At 64.7% G+C, this 17,428-nt stretch carries 13 protein-coding genes and 1 pseudogene; 6 read left to right on the forward strand and 8 right to left on the reverse strand.

The window, feature by feature from the left end; translation table 11 throughout:
• Window positions 1-302 precede the first annotated feature (302 nt).
• Complete coding sequence (locus tag WD006_RS26130; RefSeq protein WP_011518927.1) at window positions 303-1,178, reverse strand: NAD(P)-dependent oxidoreductase; 876 nt, start codon at window positions 1,176-1,178, stop codon at window positions 303-305.
• A gap of 120 nt (window positions 1,179-1,298) precedes the next feature.
• Between WD006_RS26130 and WD006_RS26135 the strand changes: the two are divergent.
• Window positions 1,299-3,371 (forward strand): annotated as a pseudogene (locus WD006_RS26135) (putative bifunctional diguanylate cyclase/phosphodiesterase).
• 39 nt (window positions 3,372-3,410) lie between these two features.
• Here WD006_RS26135 and WD006_RS26140 read toward each other — a convergent pair.
• Entirely contained in the window at window positions 3,411-3,677 is a 267-nt protein-coding gene (locus WD006_RS26140) for a hypothetical protein (RefSeq protein WP_011518929.1), read from the reverse strand.
• Between the two features lie 333 nt (window positions 3,678-4,010).
• On the opposite strand from WD006_RS26140, the gene WD006_RS26145 reads away from it, so the two are divergent.
• A complete protein-coding gene (locus WD006_RS26145; protein ID WP_011518930.1) occupies window positions 4,011-4,310 on the forward strand; it encodes an H-NS family nucleoid-associated regulatory protein in 300 nt (99 codons plus the stop codon).
• Between the two features lie 65 nt (window positions 4,311-4,375).
• Here WD006_RS26145 and WD006_RS26150 read toward each other — a convergent pair whose 3' ends face one another.
• On the reverse strand, window positions 4,376-4,825 hold the full coding sequence (locus WD006_RS26150; RefSeq protein ID WP_029309598.1) for a hypothetical protein: 450 nt from the start codon (window positions 4,823-4,825) through the stop codon (window positions 4,376-4,378).
• 209 nt (window positions 4,826-5,034) lie between these two features.
• Between WD006_RS26150 and WD006_RS26155 the strand changes: the two genes are divergently transcribed.
• From WD006_RS26155 to WD006_RS26165, 3 genes are read left to right on the forward strand one after another with little or no spacing between them, the layout of a single operon-like run.
• The gene (locus WD006_RS26155; RefSeq protein ID WP_008646759.1) at window positions 5,035-5,712 is read left to right on the forward strand and encodes a heavy metal response regulator transcription factor; all 678 of its coding nucleotides are present in this window, start codon (window positions 5,035-5,037) and stop codon (window positions 5,710-5,712) included.
• Window positions 5,712-7,154 (forward strand): heavy metal sensor histidine kinase, encoded by a 1,443-nt coding sequence (locus tag WD006_RS26160; RefSeq protein WP_060784143.1) that lies wholly within the window; start codon window positions 5,712-5,714, stop codon window positions 7,152-7,154. Before WD006_RS26155 ends, WD006_RS26160 begins: the two co-directional genes overlap by 1 nt.
• 44 nt (window positions 7,155-7,198) lie before the next feature.
• Complete coding sequence (locus WD006_RS26165; protein WP_029309600.1) at window positions 7,199-7,606, forward strand: VOC family protein; 408 nt, start codon at window positions 7,199-7,201, stop codon at window positions 7,604-7,606.
• 121 nt (window positions 7,607-7,727) lie between these two features.
• Here the strand turns inward: WD006_RS26165 and WD006_RS26170 are convergent, their stop codons facing one another.
• The 4 genes from WD006_RS26170 to czcI all read right to left on the reverse strand — a co-directional run bounded on the left by WD006_RS26170 (window position 7,728) and on the right by czcI (window position 13,876).
• Complete coding sequence (locus tag WD006_RS26170; protein WP_011518935.1) at window positions 7,728-10,859, reverse strand: CusA/CzcA family heavy metal efflux RND transporter; 3,132 nt, start codon at window positions 10,857-10,859, stop codon at window positions 7,728-7,730.
• A 14-nt stretch (window positions 10,860-10,873) separates the two neighbouring features.
• Entirely contained in the window at window positions 10,874-12,094 is a 1,221-nt protein-coding gene (locus tag WD006_RS26175; RefSeq protein WP_029309601.1) for an efflux RND transporter periplasmic adaptor subunit, read from the reverse strand.
• A gap of 11 nt (window positions 12,095-12,105) precedes the next feature.
• Window positions 12,106-13,401, reverse strand: coding sequence for a TolC family protein (locus tag WD006_RS26180; RefSeq protein WP_141192908.1), 1,296 nt, complete (start codon window positions 13,399-13,401; stop codon window positions 12,106-12,108).
• 97 nt (window positions 13,402-13,498) lie between these two features.
• Window positions 13,499-13,876, reverse strand: a complete 378-nt coding sequence (gene czcI / locus WD006_RS26185) for a cation efflux protein, CzcI family (protein WP_011519038.1) — start codon at window positions 13,874-13,876, stop codon at window positions 13,499-13,501.
• A 146-nt stretch (window positions 13,877-14,022) separates the two neighbouring features.
• Here czcI and WD006_RS26190 point away from each other — a divergent pair, with 146 nt between their 5' ends.
• The gene (locus tag WD006_RS26190) at window positions 14,023-16,383 is read left to right on the forward strand and encodes a heavy metal translocating P-type ATPase (RefSeq protein ID WP_029309602.1); all 2,361 of its coding nucleotides are present in this window, start codon (window positions 14,023-14,025) and stop codon (window positions 16,381-16,383) included.
• A gap of 53 nt (window positions 16,384-16,436) precedes the next feature.
• Here the strand turns inward: WD006_RS26190 and WD006_RS26195 are convergent, their stop codons facing one another.
• Window positions 16,437-17,327 carry a polysaccharide deacetylase family protein gene (locus WD006_RS26195; RefSeq protein ID WP_011519036.1) on the reverse strand — a complete coding sequence of 297 codons (891 nt, stop codon included), beginning with the start codon at window positions 17,325-17,327 and terminating at the stop codon, window positions 16,437-16,439.
• Window positions 17,328-17,428: the final 101 nt, after the last annotated feature.

Below are 17,428 nucleotides of genomic sequence, written 5' to 3' on the forward strand. Positions count from 1 at the left end.
CGATGACGATGTATTGCTATCGTTGATGGCTGCCGCAAGCGGAGAACAGCAACTGGCGCCATGGTGCGGCGCGTGGCGGCATGTCCATCCCATCTACGGACGATGCCGCGCCGTCCTGACCGACCCTGCCCGCCGACCAGGAAGCGGAAACCTCCATCACGCATCAAGCATAGGTGCGGGCCGGCCGCTCACCATTCGGGCGCGTGCTGAAAGCGATGTAGGTGTTTGTCGGACGGTCGGATGGTCGGACGGGCAGTCTATTCCTATCTCGATACGGCAGGCACCGCGCGCCGGAGCACGGGTCACGAGCGACGCAAGCGCTTGATCAGCGACGAGGTGTCGTCTCGCGAGCTTCCCATTTGTTGCAGGTCTGCATAGAACTGGTCGACTAGCGATGTGACCGGCAGCGTGGCGCCATTGCGGCGGGCTTCGTCCAGGCACAGGCCCAGGTCCTTGCGCATCCAGTCCACGGCGAAACCGAAGTCGAATTTGCTCTGGAGCATCGTCGGGCCACGGTTTTCCATCTGCCACGATGACGCCGCGCCCTTGCTGATGACGTCGAGCACCACGCGCATGTCCAGCCCGGCGTGCTCGCCAAACGCGATGGCTTCGGAAAGCGCCTGCAGCAGGCCGGCGACGCTGATCTGGTTGACCATCTTGGCCAACTGGCCGGCCCCGCTCTCTCCGATGCGGGTGACGGCGCGGGCATAGGCGGCGATGACGGGCTCGGCGCGCTGGAACGCTTCCGGGTCGCCCCCGCACATGATAGTCAGGATGCCCTGTTCGGCGCCAGCCTGTCCGCCCGAAACGGGTGCATCGATGAAATGGCAGCCGCGCTCGCGTGCGGCCTCGTGCAGTTCGCGCGCTACGCTGGCGCTGGCGGTGGTGTGGTCGACGAAGATAGTGCCTGGCGCCGCGTGCTGGAACGCGCCATCTGGCCCCGTCATGACCGCGCGCAGGTCATCGTCATTGCCAACACAGGCACAAACGATGTCACAGTCGACTGCGGCCAGCGCCGGCGTCGCTGCCTGTTTGCCACCGTGCTTGCCAAAGGCCTGGACCCAGCGCTCCGCCTTGGCTGCCGTACGGTTGTAAACGGTGACGTCATGGCCCTTGGCGGCCAGATGGCCGGCCATGGGGTAGCCCATGACGCCGAGCCCGAGGAATGCAACCCGCATGACTTTGCTCCGTGACTTCGAAGAGAGGCAAGAGTATAGGTCGTTTGCGGGCAGTGGCGGTCGATGTCAGAATGCCGCCACCTCGAAGTCATCGCCCCATTCGAAGTCATCGCCCCCACCATGTTTCCCGCCAGTTACGACGCGTTACTCGTCCTGTTTTCGGTCATTGTCGCCGTTCTCGCTTCCTATACCGCGCTGGACATGGCAGGGCGCATCTCCACCGCGAGCGGCCGCTATGCGCGGCTGTGGCTGGCCGGCGGGGCAGTGGCCATGGGGCTTGGCATCTAGTCGATGCACTTCCTGGGCATGTTGTCGTTCAGCCTGCCGATTCCGCTGGGCTACGACCCCGCCATCACGGCTGTCTCGCTGCTGATCGCCGTTGTTGCCTCGGCATTCGCGCTGCGGCTCGTCTGCCTGGAGCATCTGCCGCGCAGGCGGCTGGCGCTTGGCGCGCTGGTGCTCGGCGGGGCCGTAGCCAGCATGCATTACACGGGCATGGCGGCATTGCGCATGCAACCGGGCATTCAGTACGACCCGTGGTTGTTTCTATTGTCGATCCTGATCGCCGTGGGGGCATCCGGGGCGGCGCTCTGGATTGCCTTCCGATTGCGGCGGCACATGCCGCGCGTGCATCAACTGCGCTTTGGAGCGGCACTGGTGATGGGCGGCGCCGTCGCGGCGATGCACTACACCGGCATGGCCGCGGCGAGGTTTCCTATCGGCAGTGTGTGTGGCGCAGCGGGCGGCGGGCTGCAGGGCAATACGCTGGCGCTGCCCATTCTCGTGATCACGATCTGCGTCCTGGCCGTGGCGCTGATTACCTCGGTGCTCGACATGCGCCTGGAAATGCGCACGGCGGTGCTGGCCGACGCGCTGGGCGTCGCGAACGAAGAGCTGGAATTCCTGGCGCTACACGACAAGCTCACCCATCTGCCGAACCGCGTGCTGCTGGAAGACCGTTTCACGCTGGCGATTCAGGCAGCGGCCCGGCACCATGGCCGTTTTGCCGTGCTTTTCGTCGATCTGGATGGATTCAAAGGTGTCAACGACACCTACGGCCACCAGGTCGGCGACGGATTGTTGGTGGAGATCGCCAGTCGGCTGCGGGCATCGGTCTCGTCGGAGGATACGATCGCGCGTGTCGGTGGCGATGAGTTCGTGCTGCTGGTGCACGTCGACGAACCCGAGGATGCGGGTGTCGTCGCCGGGAAGCTGATCGACGCGCTGCGCGAGCCCGCAAATGTGGCAGGCCACTTGGTGCACGTCTCAGGCAGCATCGGCATTGCGATCTACCCCGTCGACGGACAGGATCAGGACGCGCTGATGACCAATGCCGACGCCGCGATGTACCACGCGAAGGCATCAGGCCGGAACGCGAGCTACTTCTTCGAGCGGTCGATGAACCATCAGGCGCGGGCGCAGCAGATGCTGATCCAGGACTTGCGCGCGGCCCTGAGAAACGGCCAATTGCAGTTGCACTATCAACCGAAGTTTTCGGCTGCTGACAATGTGCTGGTAGGCGCCGAGGCGCTGCTGCGCTGGAATCATCCCGTGCAGGGCCTGCTGATGCCGGACCAGTTCATCACGCTGGCAGAGAAGACCGGGGCGATCGTGCCGATCGGGACGTGGGTACTCAACGAGGCGTGCCGGCAATTGGCGTTATGGCACGACATGGGGCACGCGCACTGGTCGATGGCGGTCAACCTTTCCGCACTGCAGTTCTGCCATGCGGGCATGGTCGACTCGGTAGCCGAGGCGTTGGCGCGGCATAAGGTCGAGCCTGGACGATTGACGCTCGAGATTACGGAAACCACCGCCATGCGCGATGTGGAGACCACGCTCGCGATCATGACCCAACTCGACGAGATGGGCGTGCGGATTGCGATCGACGATTTCGGTACTGGATATTCAAGTCTGCTGCATCTGAAGCGCATCCCAGCGAGCGAATTGAAGATCGACCGGGGATTCGTGCGTGATCTCGCGGAGGACAGCGAGGATGCCGCGATCGTATCGGCCATTGTTGCGCTGGGCCGAACGCTGAATTTGCAGGTAGTGGCTGAGGGCGTGGAAACGACCGCTCAGCGGTCGTTCCTGGCAGGTCTGGGGTGTGATGCGTTGCAGGGCTATCTGCTTGGCAGGCCGATGCCTGCGGCGCAATTCACGGAGCTGGCGCTGGCCGATGTCGATGCGTGAGCGTGTCATGACACGTCACGCATCGAGCGACATCCTGTATCAGGCCCCGTCGGTGAACACGTCGCGCTTGCCCGTTGCGCTGAAGCCGCCGTCTGTGTACGGGCTGCGCGGATCGTGGATGGCGCGGCCACCATCGGTGTACGGATCGCGTGTGCCAGTGCGCTCGACCAGGCCATCGCGATTGGTGACGCGCGCGCCGTCGGTGAACGGATCTGCGCTGCGCGGCGCGGCGTTGGCCAAGCCGGCGGCGCTGGCGAGGGTGGCGGTCAGGGCAGTGTAGAGCAGGGCTTGCTTGATGGTTCGCATCTTGGAATCCTCTTCGTGATATGGGTTACGGGTTGTTCACGGCTTGCTGGAGAGTCTGATCGGTCGTTGCGCGACCTTGGAATGCAGTCTAGAGGGCGGGTCCCGACGCGAACATGACCCTTGAATGACATTGATGTCATTTGTCCGAGGCAATGCGATACGATTGCCGGACAGGGTGCCGACCGGACAATGAATTCGGCCTTGGCGACAAATCCACGCCAAACAACCTGTAGAATCTCAATCTGGTTCGCAATGCACGCTGCGCGGGCCGTCCCCCAAGAATTTCCTTTCTCCAGCCTGTCCAGCCATGTCGACAGGCGCGCACGATGAGTCATGTCCGAGTCTGAGTCAGCCAAACAAGCCGCGGTGGTGTGGGTCCACGAACAGATGGAGCGTCATGGCCTGACGTTCGAAGACCTGGTCGAGGCAGGCTGTTTTGCCGATGCGCATATCGAAGTTGCCGATCAGGCCGACGCCGTTGCGAAAGCCGCAACGCCGACGCCGGAAGTGCCGCCGCGTGTGATGTACCGCAACGCCATGGGGCAAACCTGGGACGGTAATGGGGAATACCCTGATTGGCTGCAACGCGCGGTCAATGCCGGGCAGTCGATCGACTTCTATCGCGTCGAGTAGCAATGCGATACCCCACTGGGCGCATGGGCGCCTGGTGTATCGGCATCATTGGCTGGCCGGATGCGTCAGCAACGCTCGGCAGTCAGGTTCGGCAGGGATGTGAAGGCGGTAATAGCCAGCGGCTGCGCATGACGCTGGTACTGCATCGCCGCGGGTGGTAATTCCTGCAACAGCATCGCATTGCTGGCGGCGGCGCCCGGTTGCTTGCCGGGGTGATTCGGCGCATCAACGGCGGGTCGCGCATCCTGCCAGACTGGCAGGTCATCCTCCAGCCCTCGCGCGGGGCCCATCTGGCCCATCTGGCCTATCTCGCATTGGGCCTGCATTCCATTGAGGCCATTCAACGGGCCAATCTCCGCTTCCGCTTCAATCTTGATCGCCGCGTGCCGCTCGGGCATCGACAGGCCGATTGCTTCCGTCAATTCGCAGGCCGCCATATCAGCCGCAGCCGCGCCCTGGACAGGCAGCGCGAGTGAGGCAAGGCACAACAGGAGACCGGAGAACGGGCGTTTCATCGAGGAAATTGGGGGCTTGCGAGGGGCTAGAACTGCCTGTGTTGAGCAGTTGCAGCATTGTACTGCCTCTAACGGTTGCAAAATGGCTATATCAAGATGACATTCGTGCAATGTTCGCCAATTCGTGGCAAAGCTCCGCTAGTGTCTCGGTCTATATCCAGAACCTCGAATAATGGGCCGGTACCAAGCCGGCTTGGAAGTGAACCAACATGCGCATCCTGATTGTCGAAGACGAGCCGAAGGCCGGTGATTATCTGCTCAAGGGACTCACCGAGTCGGGCTTCGTGGCCGATCTGGCCCGCGACGGCGTGGATGGGCTGGCCCACGCACGCGAGCAGCACTATGACCTGATCGTGCTCGACGTGATGCTGCCCGGCATGGATGGCTGGCAGGTATTGCGCGAACTGCGCCGGGACAAGGACACGCCCGTGCTATGCCTGACCGCGCGTGACGAATTGTCCGATCGGCTCAAGGGGCTGGAACTGGGCGCAGACGACTATATGGTCAAGCCGTTCGCGTTTGCCGAACTGGTGGCGCGTATCCGGACGATCCTGCGGCGTGGCCCGCTGCGCGAGAGCGAATTCATCGAGGTGGCCGACCTGCAGATCGACACCATCCGCCGCCGCGTGACCCGCGCGGGGCAGAAAATCGACCTCACCTCGAAGGAGTTCGCGCTGCTGCAATTGCTGGCGCGGCGCCGTGGCGAGGTATTGTCACGCTCGCTGATTGCGTCGCAGGTCTGGGATATGAACTTCGACAGCAACACCAACGTCGTGGACGTGTCGATCCGACGCCTGCGTGCCAAGGTGGATGACCCGTTCCCGAACAAGCTGATCCATACCCGCCGTGGCATGGGCTACGTGCTCGACGAATTCGACGAGGCATGATGCGGTTGCTGTCGAAGCTGCAGGCCGCAATGCCGGCATCGCTTACCACGCGGCTGGCGCTGGCCTATGGGCTGACCACGGCGGCGGTGCTGGTTGGCGTGGCAACGTATCTGTCGAGTTCGCTGGGTAACCAGTTGCAGGCGCGCGATGAAGGCGAGCTGGTAGGCGAGGTGCTGCTGGTGCGGCATCTGCTGCGTGAAGTTGGCAGTGAGGCCGAAATTCGCGCGGACACACACCGATTTGCCGATATCGCCATGGGGCACGAAGGGCTGGTGCTCGTGGTCCGCACGTTGGGCGGCGATCCGCTGGTCACGCTCAACCCGCGTAATGAACGGGTTCCAGATCTGCGCGTGCTGCCGCTCGCCACGGCGCCCGATACGACCCAATTGCAGACCTGGTATCCACGCAATGGCGTGCCGTCACGCGGCATCGTCGCGTTGGGCCAGATTGGCGACTCCGGTCAGACTGTGGAGATCGTCGTGCTCAGCGATGCGGGCTATCGCGTGGCGCTGATGCGCGAGTATCACAGCCGGTTGCTCGTGGCGGTGCTGTGCGGTGCGATCGTGGCGGCGGCCCTCGGTTTCCTGCTGGCACGGCGTGGCTTGCGGCCCTTGCGGCGGATGGCGAGCGATGCGGCGGCCGTGACCACGAGCCGGCTGGCGACGCGCCTCGACGTGGGCAGCGCACCGGAGGAACTGCGCGATCTGGCGGGCGCATTCAACGGTATGCTCGCGCGCCTGCAGGACAGCTTCACGCGGCTTTCCACGTTCTCGGCCGATCTGGCGCACGACTTCCGCACGCCGATCAGTAACCTCGTGGGCCAGACGCAGGTCACGCTGGCCCAGCGACGCACGGCGGCGGAGTATGAATCGTTGCTCGAGTCGAATCTCGAGGAGTACGAGCGCTTGTCGCGCATGATCGAAAACATGCTGTTCCTGGCGCGCGCCGACAACGCACAGGTTGCACTCGGGGCGCGTCCGCTCGATGCGCGGGCGGAACTGGACAAGGTGGCGGAGTATTTCGAAGCTGTGGCCGCCGACCGCGATCTGACGCTGTCCGTCGCCGGCGCGGCCACGGTGACTGCGGACCAGCCGTTGCTGCGGCGCGCCATCATCAATCTGCTGGACAACGCCCTGCGTCACGCGCCTGCGGGCAGCACGGTGCAACTGGCCGTGTCACGTGGACAGCCCGGCCATACCGCCATCAGCGTGGTGAACGGCGGCCCCGGGATCGCGCCGGAGGCGCTGCCGCACCTTTTCGCACGCTTCTATCGCGGCGATCCGTCACGTCGCGACTCGGCCAAATCCACCGGCCTCGGCCTTGCCATTGTCGACACCATCATGCGGCTGCATGGCGGCAGCGTGTCCGTGCGCAGCGTGGACGGACAAACCACGTTCGAACTCGACTTTCCTGACAAAGCTGTCAGTAGGGCAGGCGCATAATAGTCGGCTCGCGGGATATGCCCGCTCCACGTAAGGAGACCGACATGCAGGTGCAACCGTATCTCGATTTTGGCGGCCGATTTGACGAGGCAATGACGTTCTACGGCAAGGTGATGGGCGCCAAAGTGACGTTTATGATGCGCTACAAGGACGCACCCGAAGGGCAGCCCAAGCCATCGCCCGCCTGGGCCGAGAAAGTCATGCACGCGAATATCCAGGTGGGAGACAGCCAGTTCATGGCATCGGATGGCCGGGAGGGGCAGACCCCCGCGTTCTCCGGCTTCATGATGTCGGTGGGCGACGTGCCGAATGCAGAGGGTCAGCGGATATTCAATGCGCTGGCCGAAGGTGGTCAGGTGTTCATGCCTTACCAGAAGACATTCTGGGCCGAGGGGTTCGGGATGCTCGTCGACCGGTTCGGCATGACGTGGATGGTCAACTGCGAACACTGACGCGATGACGTATTGCGGGTGAGCGGCCAAGCCGTCGTCACCCGCCTCTTTCCGCCTCTTTCCATTTCTCCGGTTTTCTCCTGCCCCCTCTCCCGCGTTCGCGGAAGAGGGGGCAGTCATGTCAGCGGCTCGCCAATCGCCCGTGGGCCCAGCGATACAGCACCGGTAGTACCAGCAGCGTCAGCGCGGTGGATGACAATATCCCGCCGATCACGACCGTGGCCAGTGGCCGCTGCACCTCTGCGCCAGTGCCCGTGGCAATCGCCATCGGCACGAATCCGAGCGATGCCACGAGCGCCGTCATCAGCACCGGGCGCAGCCGCGTCAGCGCGCCGTTGAACACGGCATCGTCGAGCGATCGGCCTTCCTCACGCAGCGAGCGGATAAACGAGAGCATGACCAGTCCGTTGAGCACCGCCACACCGGAGAGCGCGATGAAGCCCACCGCCGCGGAGATCGACAACGGAATACCGCGCATCCACAAGGCCAGGACGCCACCGGTCAATGCAAACGGAATCCCGGTGAAGACGATCAACCCGTCGCGCACATTGCCGAACATGGCGAACAGCAGTACGAATACCATCAGCAGCGCCACGGGCACGACGATCTGGAGCCGTTCCGTCGCCGACTGCAACTGCTCGAATGTGCCACCCCAGGCAATCCAGTAGCCGGTGGGGATCTTCACGCGCGCGTCGATGGCCGCCACGGCTTCGGGGACGAACGTGCCGAGATCCCGTCCCCGCACATTGGCGCTGATGACGATGCGGCGCTTGCCGTTTTCCCGTGAGATCTGGTTCGGACCTGGCGCAATGGTCAGCGTGGCGACCTCGCCGAGCGGAATGTAGCTCGTTGCCGCGTTGGTGCCCTTGGGCAGGGGGATAGGCAGACGTCGCAGCGCTTCCACGTCGGCGCGAATGCCTTCCGGCAGGCGCACGCCAATGTTGAAGCGGCGGTCGCCCTGGTAGAACACGCCGGCGTCGCGGCCGCCCACGGCGATGGCGACGGTGTCCTGAACGTCGATCATGTTCAGCCCGTAGCGTGCCGCGCGGGCGCGGTCGACGTCGACGGTCAGCACCGGTAGACCCGTGGTCTGTTCGACCTTGACCTCTGTGGCGCCGGACACGGTCTGCAGGACCTTGGCGATGCGCTGCGCCGTGGTATCAAGCACCTCGTTATCGTCGCCGAACAGCTTGACCGCCACGTCACTGCGCACGCCTGAAATCAGCTCGTTGAAGCGTAACTGGATCGGCTGCGAGAACTCGTAGCGATTGCCCGGAATCTTCTCCAGTTCGCCTTCGATCGCGGCGCGCAGCGACTCGCGGGAACGGGAGGGATCTGGCCACTTGTCGCGTGGTTTCAGCATGATGTAGGCATCCGAGATGTTGGGCGGCATCGGATCCGATGCGATCTCCGCGGTACCCGTGCGCGCGAAAATGCGCTCGATCTCGGGGAAGGTTGCCTTGAGGCGCGTTTCGATCTGCTGCTGCATCGCCACCGACTGCGTCAGACTCGTACCCGGAATGCGCAGCGCCTGTACCGAGAAATCGCCTTCGTTCAGGTTGGGGATGAACTCGCTCCCGAGGCGCAGCGCCACCAGCCCGCTAAGCAGCACCGCCATGCCCGCGCCAGCGAGCACCACCGGCGTATTGGCCAGGGCGCGCTTGAGCACCGGCTCGTATCCGCGGCGAGCCCAGCCCATGATGCGGTTTTCCTTTTCCTCGACGCCGCCGCCAATAAACAGCGCCACGGCTGCCGGCACGAAAGTCACGGAGAGGATCAGCGCGCCAATCAGTGCCAGCACTACGGTCATCGCCATCGGGTGGAACATCTTGCCCTCCACTCCGCTCAACGCAAAGATCGGGATGTAGACGATCATGATGATGAGCTGGCCATAAACCAGTGGCCGGCGTGCCTCGCTCGCGGCCGCGAACACTTCCTCGAAGCGTTCGGCGCGTGTCAGCGGGCGTCCCAGGCGCTCTTTCGCATGAGCCAGACGGCGGACGCAGTTCTCGACGATCACCACGGCGCCGTCGACGATGATGCCGAAGTCGAGCGCGCCCAGGCTCATCAGGTTCGCGCTGATCTTGTATGACACCATCCCGGTGAACGTGAACAGCATCGACAGCGGGATCACCATGGCGGTGATCAGCGCCGCGCGCAGGTTGCCGAGGAACAGGAACAGGATGGCGATCACCAGCACTGCGCCTTCGAGCAGGTTCTTCTTGACGGTGGCGATGGCCTTGTCGACGAGATTGGTCCGATCGTAGACGGTGACCGCCTTGATGCCTGCCGGCAAGGACTTGTTGATCACGGCCATGCGCGCATCTACGGCCTGGGATACCGCGCGGCTGTTTTCGCCGATCAGCATGAAGACCGTACCCAGTACCACTTCGCGGCCGTTGTCGGTGGCGGCGCCGGTGCGCAGCTCCCGGCCAAGGTCCACTTCGGCAAGATCACGGACACGGATCGGCAAGCCTTGAGCGGTGCCCACGATGACGTCCCCGATGTCGTCGGTCGACTTGACCTGCCCGGGCGCGCGCACCAGGTACTGCTCGCCGCGCCGCTCGATATAGCCGGCGCCGACATTGGTGTTGTTGCGTTCGAGCGCCTGCACCACGTCCTGCAGCGAGAAGCCGTACGAGGCCAGCTTTTCAGGGCTTGGCGCTACCAGGTATTCCTTGGCGAAGCCGCCGATCGAGTTGATTTCGGTAACGCCGGGCACGTTGCGCAACTGTGGCTTGATGACCCAGTCCTGGATCTCCCGCAGGTCGGTGGGCGTGTATGGCGTGCCATCCGGCTTGCGCGCATCCGGCTCGGCTTCGACGGTCCACAGGTAGATCTCGCCGAGGCCGGTGGAAATGGGGCCCATGGCAGGCACCACGCCTTCCGGGAGCTTGTCCTTGGCTTCCTGGATGCGCTGGTTGACGAGTTGGCGCGCGAAGTAGATATCCGTGCCGTCCTTGAAGATCACCGTGATCTGGGACAGGCCGTAGCGCGACAGCGAACGGGTCTGCTCCAGGCCCGGCAGGCCGGCGATGGTGACCTCAAGCGGATAGGTGACGCGCTGCTCGGTTTCAAGCGGCGAGTAACCGGGCGCCGAAGTGTTGATCTGTACCTGGACATTGGTGATGTCCGGGACGGCGTCGATCGGCAGGCGGCTGTAGTTGTAGATGCCGAGCCCGGCCATGCCGAGGACCGCCAGCATCACGAGCCATCGCTGCGCGATGGCGAAGCGGAGAATACGTTCGAACATGAATGACTCTCCGTTCAGTGCGAATGCTCGGCGCTGCCCTTGCCCTGTTCGGCCTTGAGCACGAAGCTGTTGCCCGCCACATAGCGATCGCCGGCGGCCAGGCCGTCGACGATCTCGATGCGCTTGCCGTCAGTGCGGCCCGTCTTGATCGCCCGGGCGAGGAAGCCTCCCGGCGCCTCAACGAATACCTGCTTCTGGCCGTTCTCGACCTGCACCGCATCCGCTTCGATGATCACTGGGGCTTCGGCGTCGCCGGTGGCCACGCTGACGGTGACGAACAGACCCGGGCGCCATGCCATCTCGGGGTTCGACAGCGTCACGCGGGCCGTGGCGGTACGGGTTTGCTGGCCGAGCAGGGCGCCGACGTAGGAGACCTTGCCTTCCGCCTCGCCATCGAATGCAGCAGAAGCTATACGTACCGATTCGCCCAGCTTCACATGCCCGAGGTCCTTTGGCGCGATGACGAACTCGGCCCAGACCGTGTTGAGATCGGAGATCGTGAAGACCGCGGTCTCCGCCGCGACGGCTTCGCCGAGTGCCAGGTGCTTTTCGACGACGATGCCGTCGAAGGGGGCGCGCAGCTCGAACTGGTTGATGGCACGGGCGCTGGGCTTCGCGCCAATGGCGGTCAGTTTCTGGGCGGCGTTGCGCTCGGCGATTTCGGCTTCCTGCAGCGCGGTACGTGCCGCAAGGAAGTCCTGCTCGGCGGAAACCTTGTCCTCCCAGAGCTTCTTTTCGCGGGTGTAGGTAGTGCGCGCCAGTTCTAGGCGCCGCTGCGCGGCGAGCAACTCACTACGTTGATCCGATAACTGCGTGCTGGCGAACACCGCCAGCAGGTCGCCTTTCTTCACACGCTGGCCAAGGTTGGCGGACACCGATTCGACAACGCCCGCCACGCGCGGCACCACGTGCGCGGTGCGGTCTTCGTTGAACTTGATTTCGCCGGGGAATTCCACCGCGCTGCGGATGCGGCCCGGGCCGGCGGCGCGGATGTCCAGATTGGCGTTGCGGATCTGTTCCGGCGTCAGTTCGATCAGTCCGGGCGGCTCTTCGGCTTGTTGCGGCGTCTTCGCGGATTCAGCCGAAGCGTTCGACGCGGGCTGGCCGTGCGCGGCTTCGCCCTCCTCGTGCGCGTGGTCGTCGCCACGGCCGGAGAGCAGCAGGGCAAGCGCGGCGATCAGGCCGGCGATCACGATGCCAGCGATGGTGATGGCCTGTTTTCGAGTCAAGGTCATGTTGGTTCCTGTCAGCGGCCGAGGATGCGGTCGATCGTGGTAGCGGCTTGCCAGCTATTGGCGACCACACCGAGGTAGCGGATGCGTGCCTGGAACAGCGTGCGCTGGGCATCCAGGACTTCGAGGTAATTGAACTTGCCGGCTTCAAAGCCTTGCGATGCGGCCTGGTAGGCGCGCTCGGCGGCCGGCAGCACGGTTTCGCGCAGGCTCAGCGCCGAGGAACGGGAGACTTCGAGCTGGCTCGAGGCCTGTTGCAGGTCGTGATCCAACCGAAGGCGTGTTGCGCGGAGTTCGTCGGCGGCCTTGTCGGCCTGACGGATGGCTGTGTACAGATTGCCCTGGTTGCGGTCGAACAGCGGCAGCGGAATGGCGACACCCAGCACGGGATAGGTGCCGCGCTCCGGCGAGCTGTTGTCGCGCTTGGCGCCGACGCTCACCGTCACGTCCGGGTACTGACGACTGCGCTGGACGTTAATTTCGGCCTGCCGGCGATCGAGTTCCCGCTCGCTGGCCAGCAGCGCGGGGGCGCCGTCGAGCGATTGGCGCAGCATTGTTGCCTGAGGGCGGGCGGGCAACGCATCGAGGTTGCCATCGGCCTCGGTGAAGCGTGGCGACGGATTGCCCCATAGCGTGGCGAGCGACTGCCGTGCTGCCACCAGTGCGGCGTCGGCCTCGGAGCGTTCAATCTGCGCGTTGGCCAGTTCGACCTGTGCCTTGGTTTCCTCGACTGGCGAGATCTTGCCAGCCGCCACGCGCCGCGCCGCGGCGTTCGCACCGCGCGTGGCGATGTCGACCGAACCGGCCGCCAGCCGCACGCGCTCCTGCGCGACCAGCACGTTGAAGAACGCGCCGATCACGCCGGCCCGCAGGTCGGCCTGCGTGGTGCCAAGCTGTGCCTGGGCCACGTCGCGCGCGCGGTTTGCAGCGCCAATCCGCGCGCTGCGCTTGCCGCCCAGTTCGATCGGAAGGTTGACCTGGCCAGTGGTGGCCCGCGTGGCGGCGCGCGTGTCTTCCATCTGCACGGCGATCTCGGGGTTCGGGATCACGCGTGCCTGTGTGATGCCGCCTTCGGTCGAATCGAGTTCGATACGGGCGGCGGACAGCGTTGGGTTCTGCGCGGTGGCCAGTGCCAGCGCGGCTTCCAGCGTCAAGGCGCTGGGCGGTTCCTGAGCAGGTACTTGGACCCATACCGGGGCCGGTGCAGGGGCCGCCGTGCCCTGCGCCGATGCGACAGGACTGACGATGGGGCCCAGCGACAGGCAAAGGAGCACGGCCGCCAGACCGGGCGGCGAAAGGAAGTTTCTCATCGAGTTTCACCAATACGAACGGGAGAAAATCGGCGAGACGACTGGCGCGCCGTTCAGGGGCGCGTGGATTGGAAAGGGGCTCTCCGCGTCTCGCCGGCTAGGCGAGACGGGACCACTGAGGGCGGTCCGGAACGGGGGAGGGGATTGAGCCGAACGCGCTGGCGCGTGGCTGATAGTGCACAGTGACGAACGGGTAGTCCCCGGTCATCGCCAACTCGGAGAACAGGCCGTGCGAGCCCGGGAAATGACAGGCATTGCAGTCACCGTCCGGGAGCTTGGCCGATTTGCTGTCTTTCGCGTCTTGCGCTTGCCGGTCGCCGTCGGCGGCTTTGTGCTCGTGCGTGTGGTGGCCAAAGTGCCACTGCCTCGCATCGACCGAGGTCGCCTTCTCGTGCGCGCAATAGGCCGCCGCGCCGGCCCAGGCGAACTGGAGCGGCAGCAATATTGCGAGAAATACAAGCAGTAGGCGGCGCATGGGGGGCGATTATAGGCGTTTAGCGAGCGGGCAAACATTACGTTCATGTCATGTTTGCGCCGCTCCAAAGATTTTCGGCAGGCGCTTGACCCTGTAGCGACTAAAGGGTCTTCAATGACAGGGAACAAGAATCAATGGAATTTGACATGGCTCGCACCACCCCTGATAACGTCCTGCCGTCATCCTCGGCCGCGCGCGGTCGCGGGCATGACCACGATCATCCGCATTCCCGCGACCACAGTCACGAGCACGGTCATGGCCACAAGCATGATCACGATCATGCACATGAAGCGGCGCCCGAAGCGGCGCAGCCCAATGCGTGCTGCGGCTCGGCCTGCGGCGCATCGGTTTCGGTGAGCACGCCGGTTGCCGCCCCGGCTGGCACCCGTGCGGCGGCCTATCGCATCGAGGCGATGGATTGCCCGACCGAGGAGACGCTGATCCGCAACAAGATCGGCGGTATGGCTGGCGTGGCGGCGCTCGATTTCAACCTGATGCAGCGTGTGCTGACGGTTCACCACACGCTCGACTCACTGGACCCGGTGGTCAAGGCGATCGATTCGCTCGGGATGAAGGCCGAACCGCTGTCCGACTCGGGCGCGAAGGCCGCCATCGCCGAGCCTGGCAAGCCGTGGTGGCCGCTGGCGGCTGCCGGTGCGCTGGCCGTGGGCGCCGAGGTGGCCGAATGGTTCCAGATTGCCACGCCGTACCTGCCCGCCGCGCTGGCGCTGGCCACCGTGCTGTTCGCCGGTCTTGGCGTCTATCGCAAGGGCTGGATCGCCGTGCGCAACGGCAACCTGAACATCAACGCATTGATGAGCATCGCCGTCACGGGCGCGATGCTGATTGGCCAATGGCCTGAGGCGGCCATGGTGATGGTGCTGTTCGCGCTGGCCGAGCGGATCGAGGCAGCCTCGCTGGATCGCGCGCGCAATGCTGTGCGCGGGCTAATGGCGATGGCGCCGGAGCAGGCCACCGTGCAACAGGCCGATGGAAGCTGGCAGCCGGTGGACGCGCGTCAGGTGCCCCTTGGCGCTACGGTGCGGTTGCGCCCTGGTGAACGTGTGGCACTCGACGGCCGCGTCCTGAAGGGGCAGTCGGCACTGGATCAGGCCCCGATCACGGGCGAGAGCGTTCCGGTCGACAAGTCCGTGGGAGACAGCCTCTTCGCCGGTTCGATCAACCAATCCGGCGAACTCGAGTACGAGGTGACCGCGCCCGCCGATGATTCGACGCTGGCCCGCATCATCCACGCCGTGGAAGCCGCGCAGGGCAGCCGTGCGCCCACGCAGCGCTTTGTCGACCAGTTCGCGCGCATCTACACGCCGGTGGTCTTTGCGATTGCGCTCGCAGTCGCAGTGATCCCGCCGCTGTTCATGGGCGAAGCCTGGCTTGCCTGGATCTACAAGGCACTGGTGCTGCTGGTGATTGCCTGCCCTTGCGCCCTCGTGATCTCGACCCCGGTCACTATCGTTAGCGGACTGGCCGCTGCGGCGCGGCGCGGCATCCTGATCAAGGGCGGCGTCTACCTGGAGCAGGGGCGCCAACTGTCCTGGCTGGCGCTCGACAAGACGGGCACGCTGACGCATGGCAAGCCCGCGCAGACCGATATGGCGCAACTCGTCGACGACGTGCCAGAAGCTCGGGCGATTGCCGCAAGTATCGCGGCGCGTTCCGACCACCCCGTCTCGCTCGCGGTGGCCCGCGCGGCCGAAACCGATGGCGTGGCGCGTTTCGAGGTACAGGATTTCGCGGCGCTGCCGGGCCAGGGCGTGCGTGGCACCGTCAACGGTGTGGCGTACTGCCTTGGCAACCATCGCCTGATTCACGATCTCGGCGCCTGCTCTCCTGCGCTCGAAGCCCGGCTCGAGGCCATCGAGCGGCAAGGCAAGACCATCGTTTTGCTGGCCGCGATGGACACTGCAGTGCCGCGCGCGCTGATGCTGTTCGGTGTGGCCGACACGGTGCGCGAAACCAGCCGCCAGGCCATCGAGCAACTACATGAACTCGGCGTGAAGACGTTGATGCTCTCCGGCGACAATCCGCACACGGCCCAGACCATCGGGGCGCTCGTCGGTATCGATGAAGTACGTGGCAATCAGTTGCCGCAGGACAAGGCCGATGCGATCGCCGCGCTGACCGATCAGGCGCACACCCACGCCGGCCGCGTCGGCATGGTCGGTGACGGTATCAACGATGCGCCGGCACTGGCGCGGGCGGATATTGGTTTCGCGATGGGCGCGGCCGGTACGGATACGGCCATCGAGACTGCGGACGTGGCGCTGATGGACGACGACCTGCGCAAGATTCCGGCGTTCGTGCGGCTGTCGCGCCAGACTTCGACCATCCTGAAGCAGAACATCACGCTCGCGCTGGGGATCAAGGCCGTGTTCCTGGTCCTGACCCTGATGGGCATGGGCACGATGTGGATGGCCGTGTTTGCCGATATGGGTGCGAGCCTGCTGGTGGTATTCAACGGGCTGAGGCTGACGCGCAAGGCCGTTTGACGGCCTGTGGCTGAGTCGAGGATCGCGCTCCCCTGCATGGGGAGCGCGAGAAATCAGGGCTGAATAATCAGTTCGCCGCTTCGGCCCGGGATTTCACCCCAGGTAACGGGCATTTGCGGCAGGTCGCTGCGATCGATGTGCTGGTAATACGTTGCCATCGACACAAGCTGGTGACCTTGCGCGCGCCAGCCTGACAGCAGTCGCTTGAATACCGGCGCCAGCTTTCCGCCTTCCAGCTCCGTATGGAGCGTGAAAATGTGGTCGCCGTCGCCCTCGGTCAGCTTGAGCACGGCCTTGTGCACGTTGTCTTCGGTCAGGTCGTCCACACCGATCAGCTCGTCGAGCGTTGGCAGTGTGGTCGGCATCTGCACGTGGCGGCAGGCCTTGCCATCGACCGTCGGAATGTAGGGCGCCGTCCCGCGGCCATCGGACGCGTAGACCATGCCCCAGTCGTCGATCTGGCGAAACGCCTCGTTGTTCATCTGCCAGCCGGCCGCGCCATGCGTCGTCGGGGCGGCACCGAAGATATCGGTGAAGCGCTCGAACGATTGCTGCATCTGTCGGCGCGTCCAGGCCGCATCGCGCTCGCGCACGTTGTCCTGCCAGTAGACGTGGTCCCAGGTGTGGATGCCGCACTCGTGGCCCGCTGCGGCGGCCGCACGCATTTCGGCAGCGCCCTTGCGGCCGATGTCGGGCCCCGGCAGCAGCACGCCGTACATCAGCGTGCGCAGGCCGTAGTTCGACACCACGGAAGTCCGCGAGACCTTCTTCAGGAAACCGGGACGGAACACCCGGCGCAGCGCCCAGCCCGTGTGATCCGGGCCGAGGCTGAACAGGAACGTGGCTTCCGCCTCGGCGGCGGACAGCATGGACAGCAGCGCGGGCACGCCTTCGCGCGTGCCGCGCAGCGTGTCCACGTCTACCTTGAGCGCAATGCGTGCCATGAAGCGATCAGTTGTCGGCGTCGACCAGCGTGCGTGCCTCGACCACCTTGTCGCGATACGCCTCGAAGATGCGGCGCAGCGCCTGCTCCATCGACACCTCA

The sequence above is a fragment of the Cupriavidus sp. Met-2 genome (assembly GCF_049843575.1).
In the GTDB taxonomy this organism is placed as follows: domain Bacteria; phylum Pseudomonadota; class Gammaproteobacteria; order Burkholderiales; family Burkholderiaceae; genus Cupriavidus; species Cupriavidus metallidurans.

Coding starts and splice junctions, on each gene's coding strand:
- WD006_RS26165 (WP_029309600.1), top strand. CDS start 7,199: ATGCAGGTGCAACCGTATCTCGATTTTGGCGGCCGATTTGACGAGGCA.
- WD006_RS26130 (WP_011518927.1), bottom strand. CDS start 1,178: ATGCGGGTTGCATTCCTCGGGCTCGGCGTCATGGGCTACCCCATGGCC.
- WD006_RS26170 (WP_011518935.1), bottom strand. CDS start 10,859: ATGTTCGAACGTATTCTCCGCTTCGCCATCGCGCAGCGATGGCTCGTG.
- WD006_RS26140 (WP_011518929.1), bottom strand. CDS start 3,677: ATGCGAACCATCAAGCAAGCCCTGCTCTACACTGCCCTGACCGCCACC.
- WD006_RS26145 (WP_011518930.1), top strand. CDS start 4,011: ATGTCCGAGTCTGAGTCAGCCAAACAAGCCGCGGTGGTGTGGGTCCAC.
- WD006_RS26175 (WP_029309601.1), bottom strand. CDS start 12,094: ATGACCTTGACTCGAAAACAGGCCATCACCATCGCTGGCATCGTGATC.
- WD006_RS26150 (WP_029309598.1), bottom strand. CDS start 4,825: ATGAAACGCCCGTTCTCCGGTCTCCTGTTGTGCCTTGCCTCACTCGCG.
- czcI (WP_011519038.1), bottom strand. CDS start 13,876: ATGCGCCGCCTACTGCTTGTATTTCTCGCAATATTGCTGCCGCTCCAG.
- WD006_RS26195 (WP_011519036.1), bottom strand. CDS start 17,327: ATGGCACGCATTGCGCTCAAGGTAGACGTGGACACGCTGCGCGGCACG.
- WD006_RS26190 (WP_029309602.1), top strand. CDS start 14,023: ATGGCTCGCACCACCCCTGATAACGTCCTGCCGTCATCCTCGGCCGCG.
- WD006_RS26160 (WP_060784143.1), top strand. CDS start 5,712: ATGCGGTTGCTGTCGAAGCTGCAGGCCGCAATGCCGGCATCGCTTACC.
- WD006_RS26180 (WP_141192908.1), bottom strand. CDS start 13,401: ATGAGAAACTTCCTTTCGCCGCCCGGTCTGGCGGCCGTGCTCCTTTGC.
- WD006_RS26155 (WP_008646759.1), top strand. CDS start 5,035: ATGCGCATCCTGATTGTCGAAGACGAGCCGAAGGCCGGTGATTATCTG.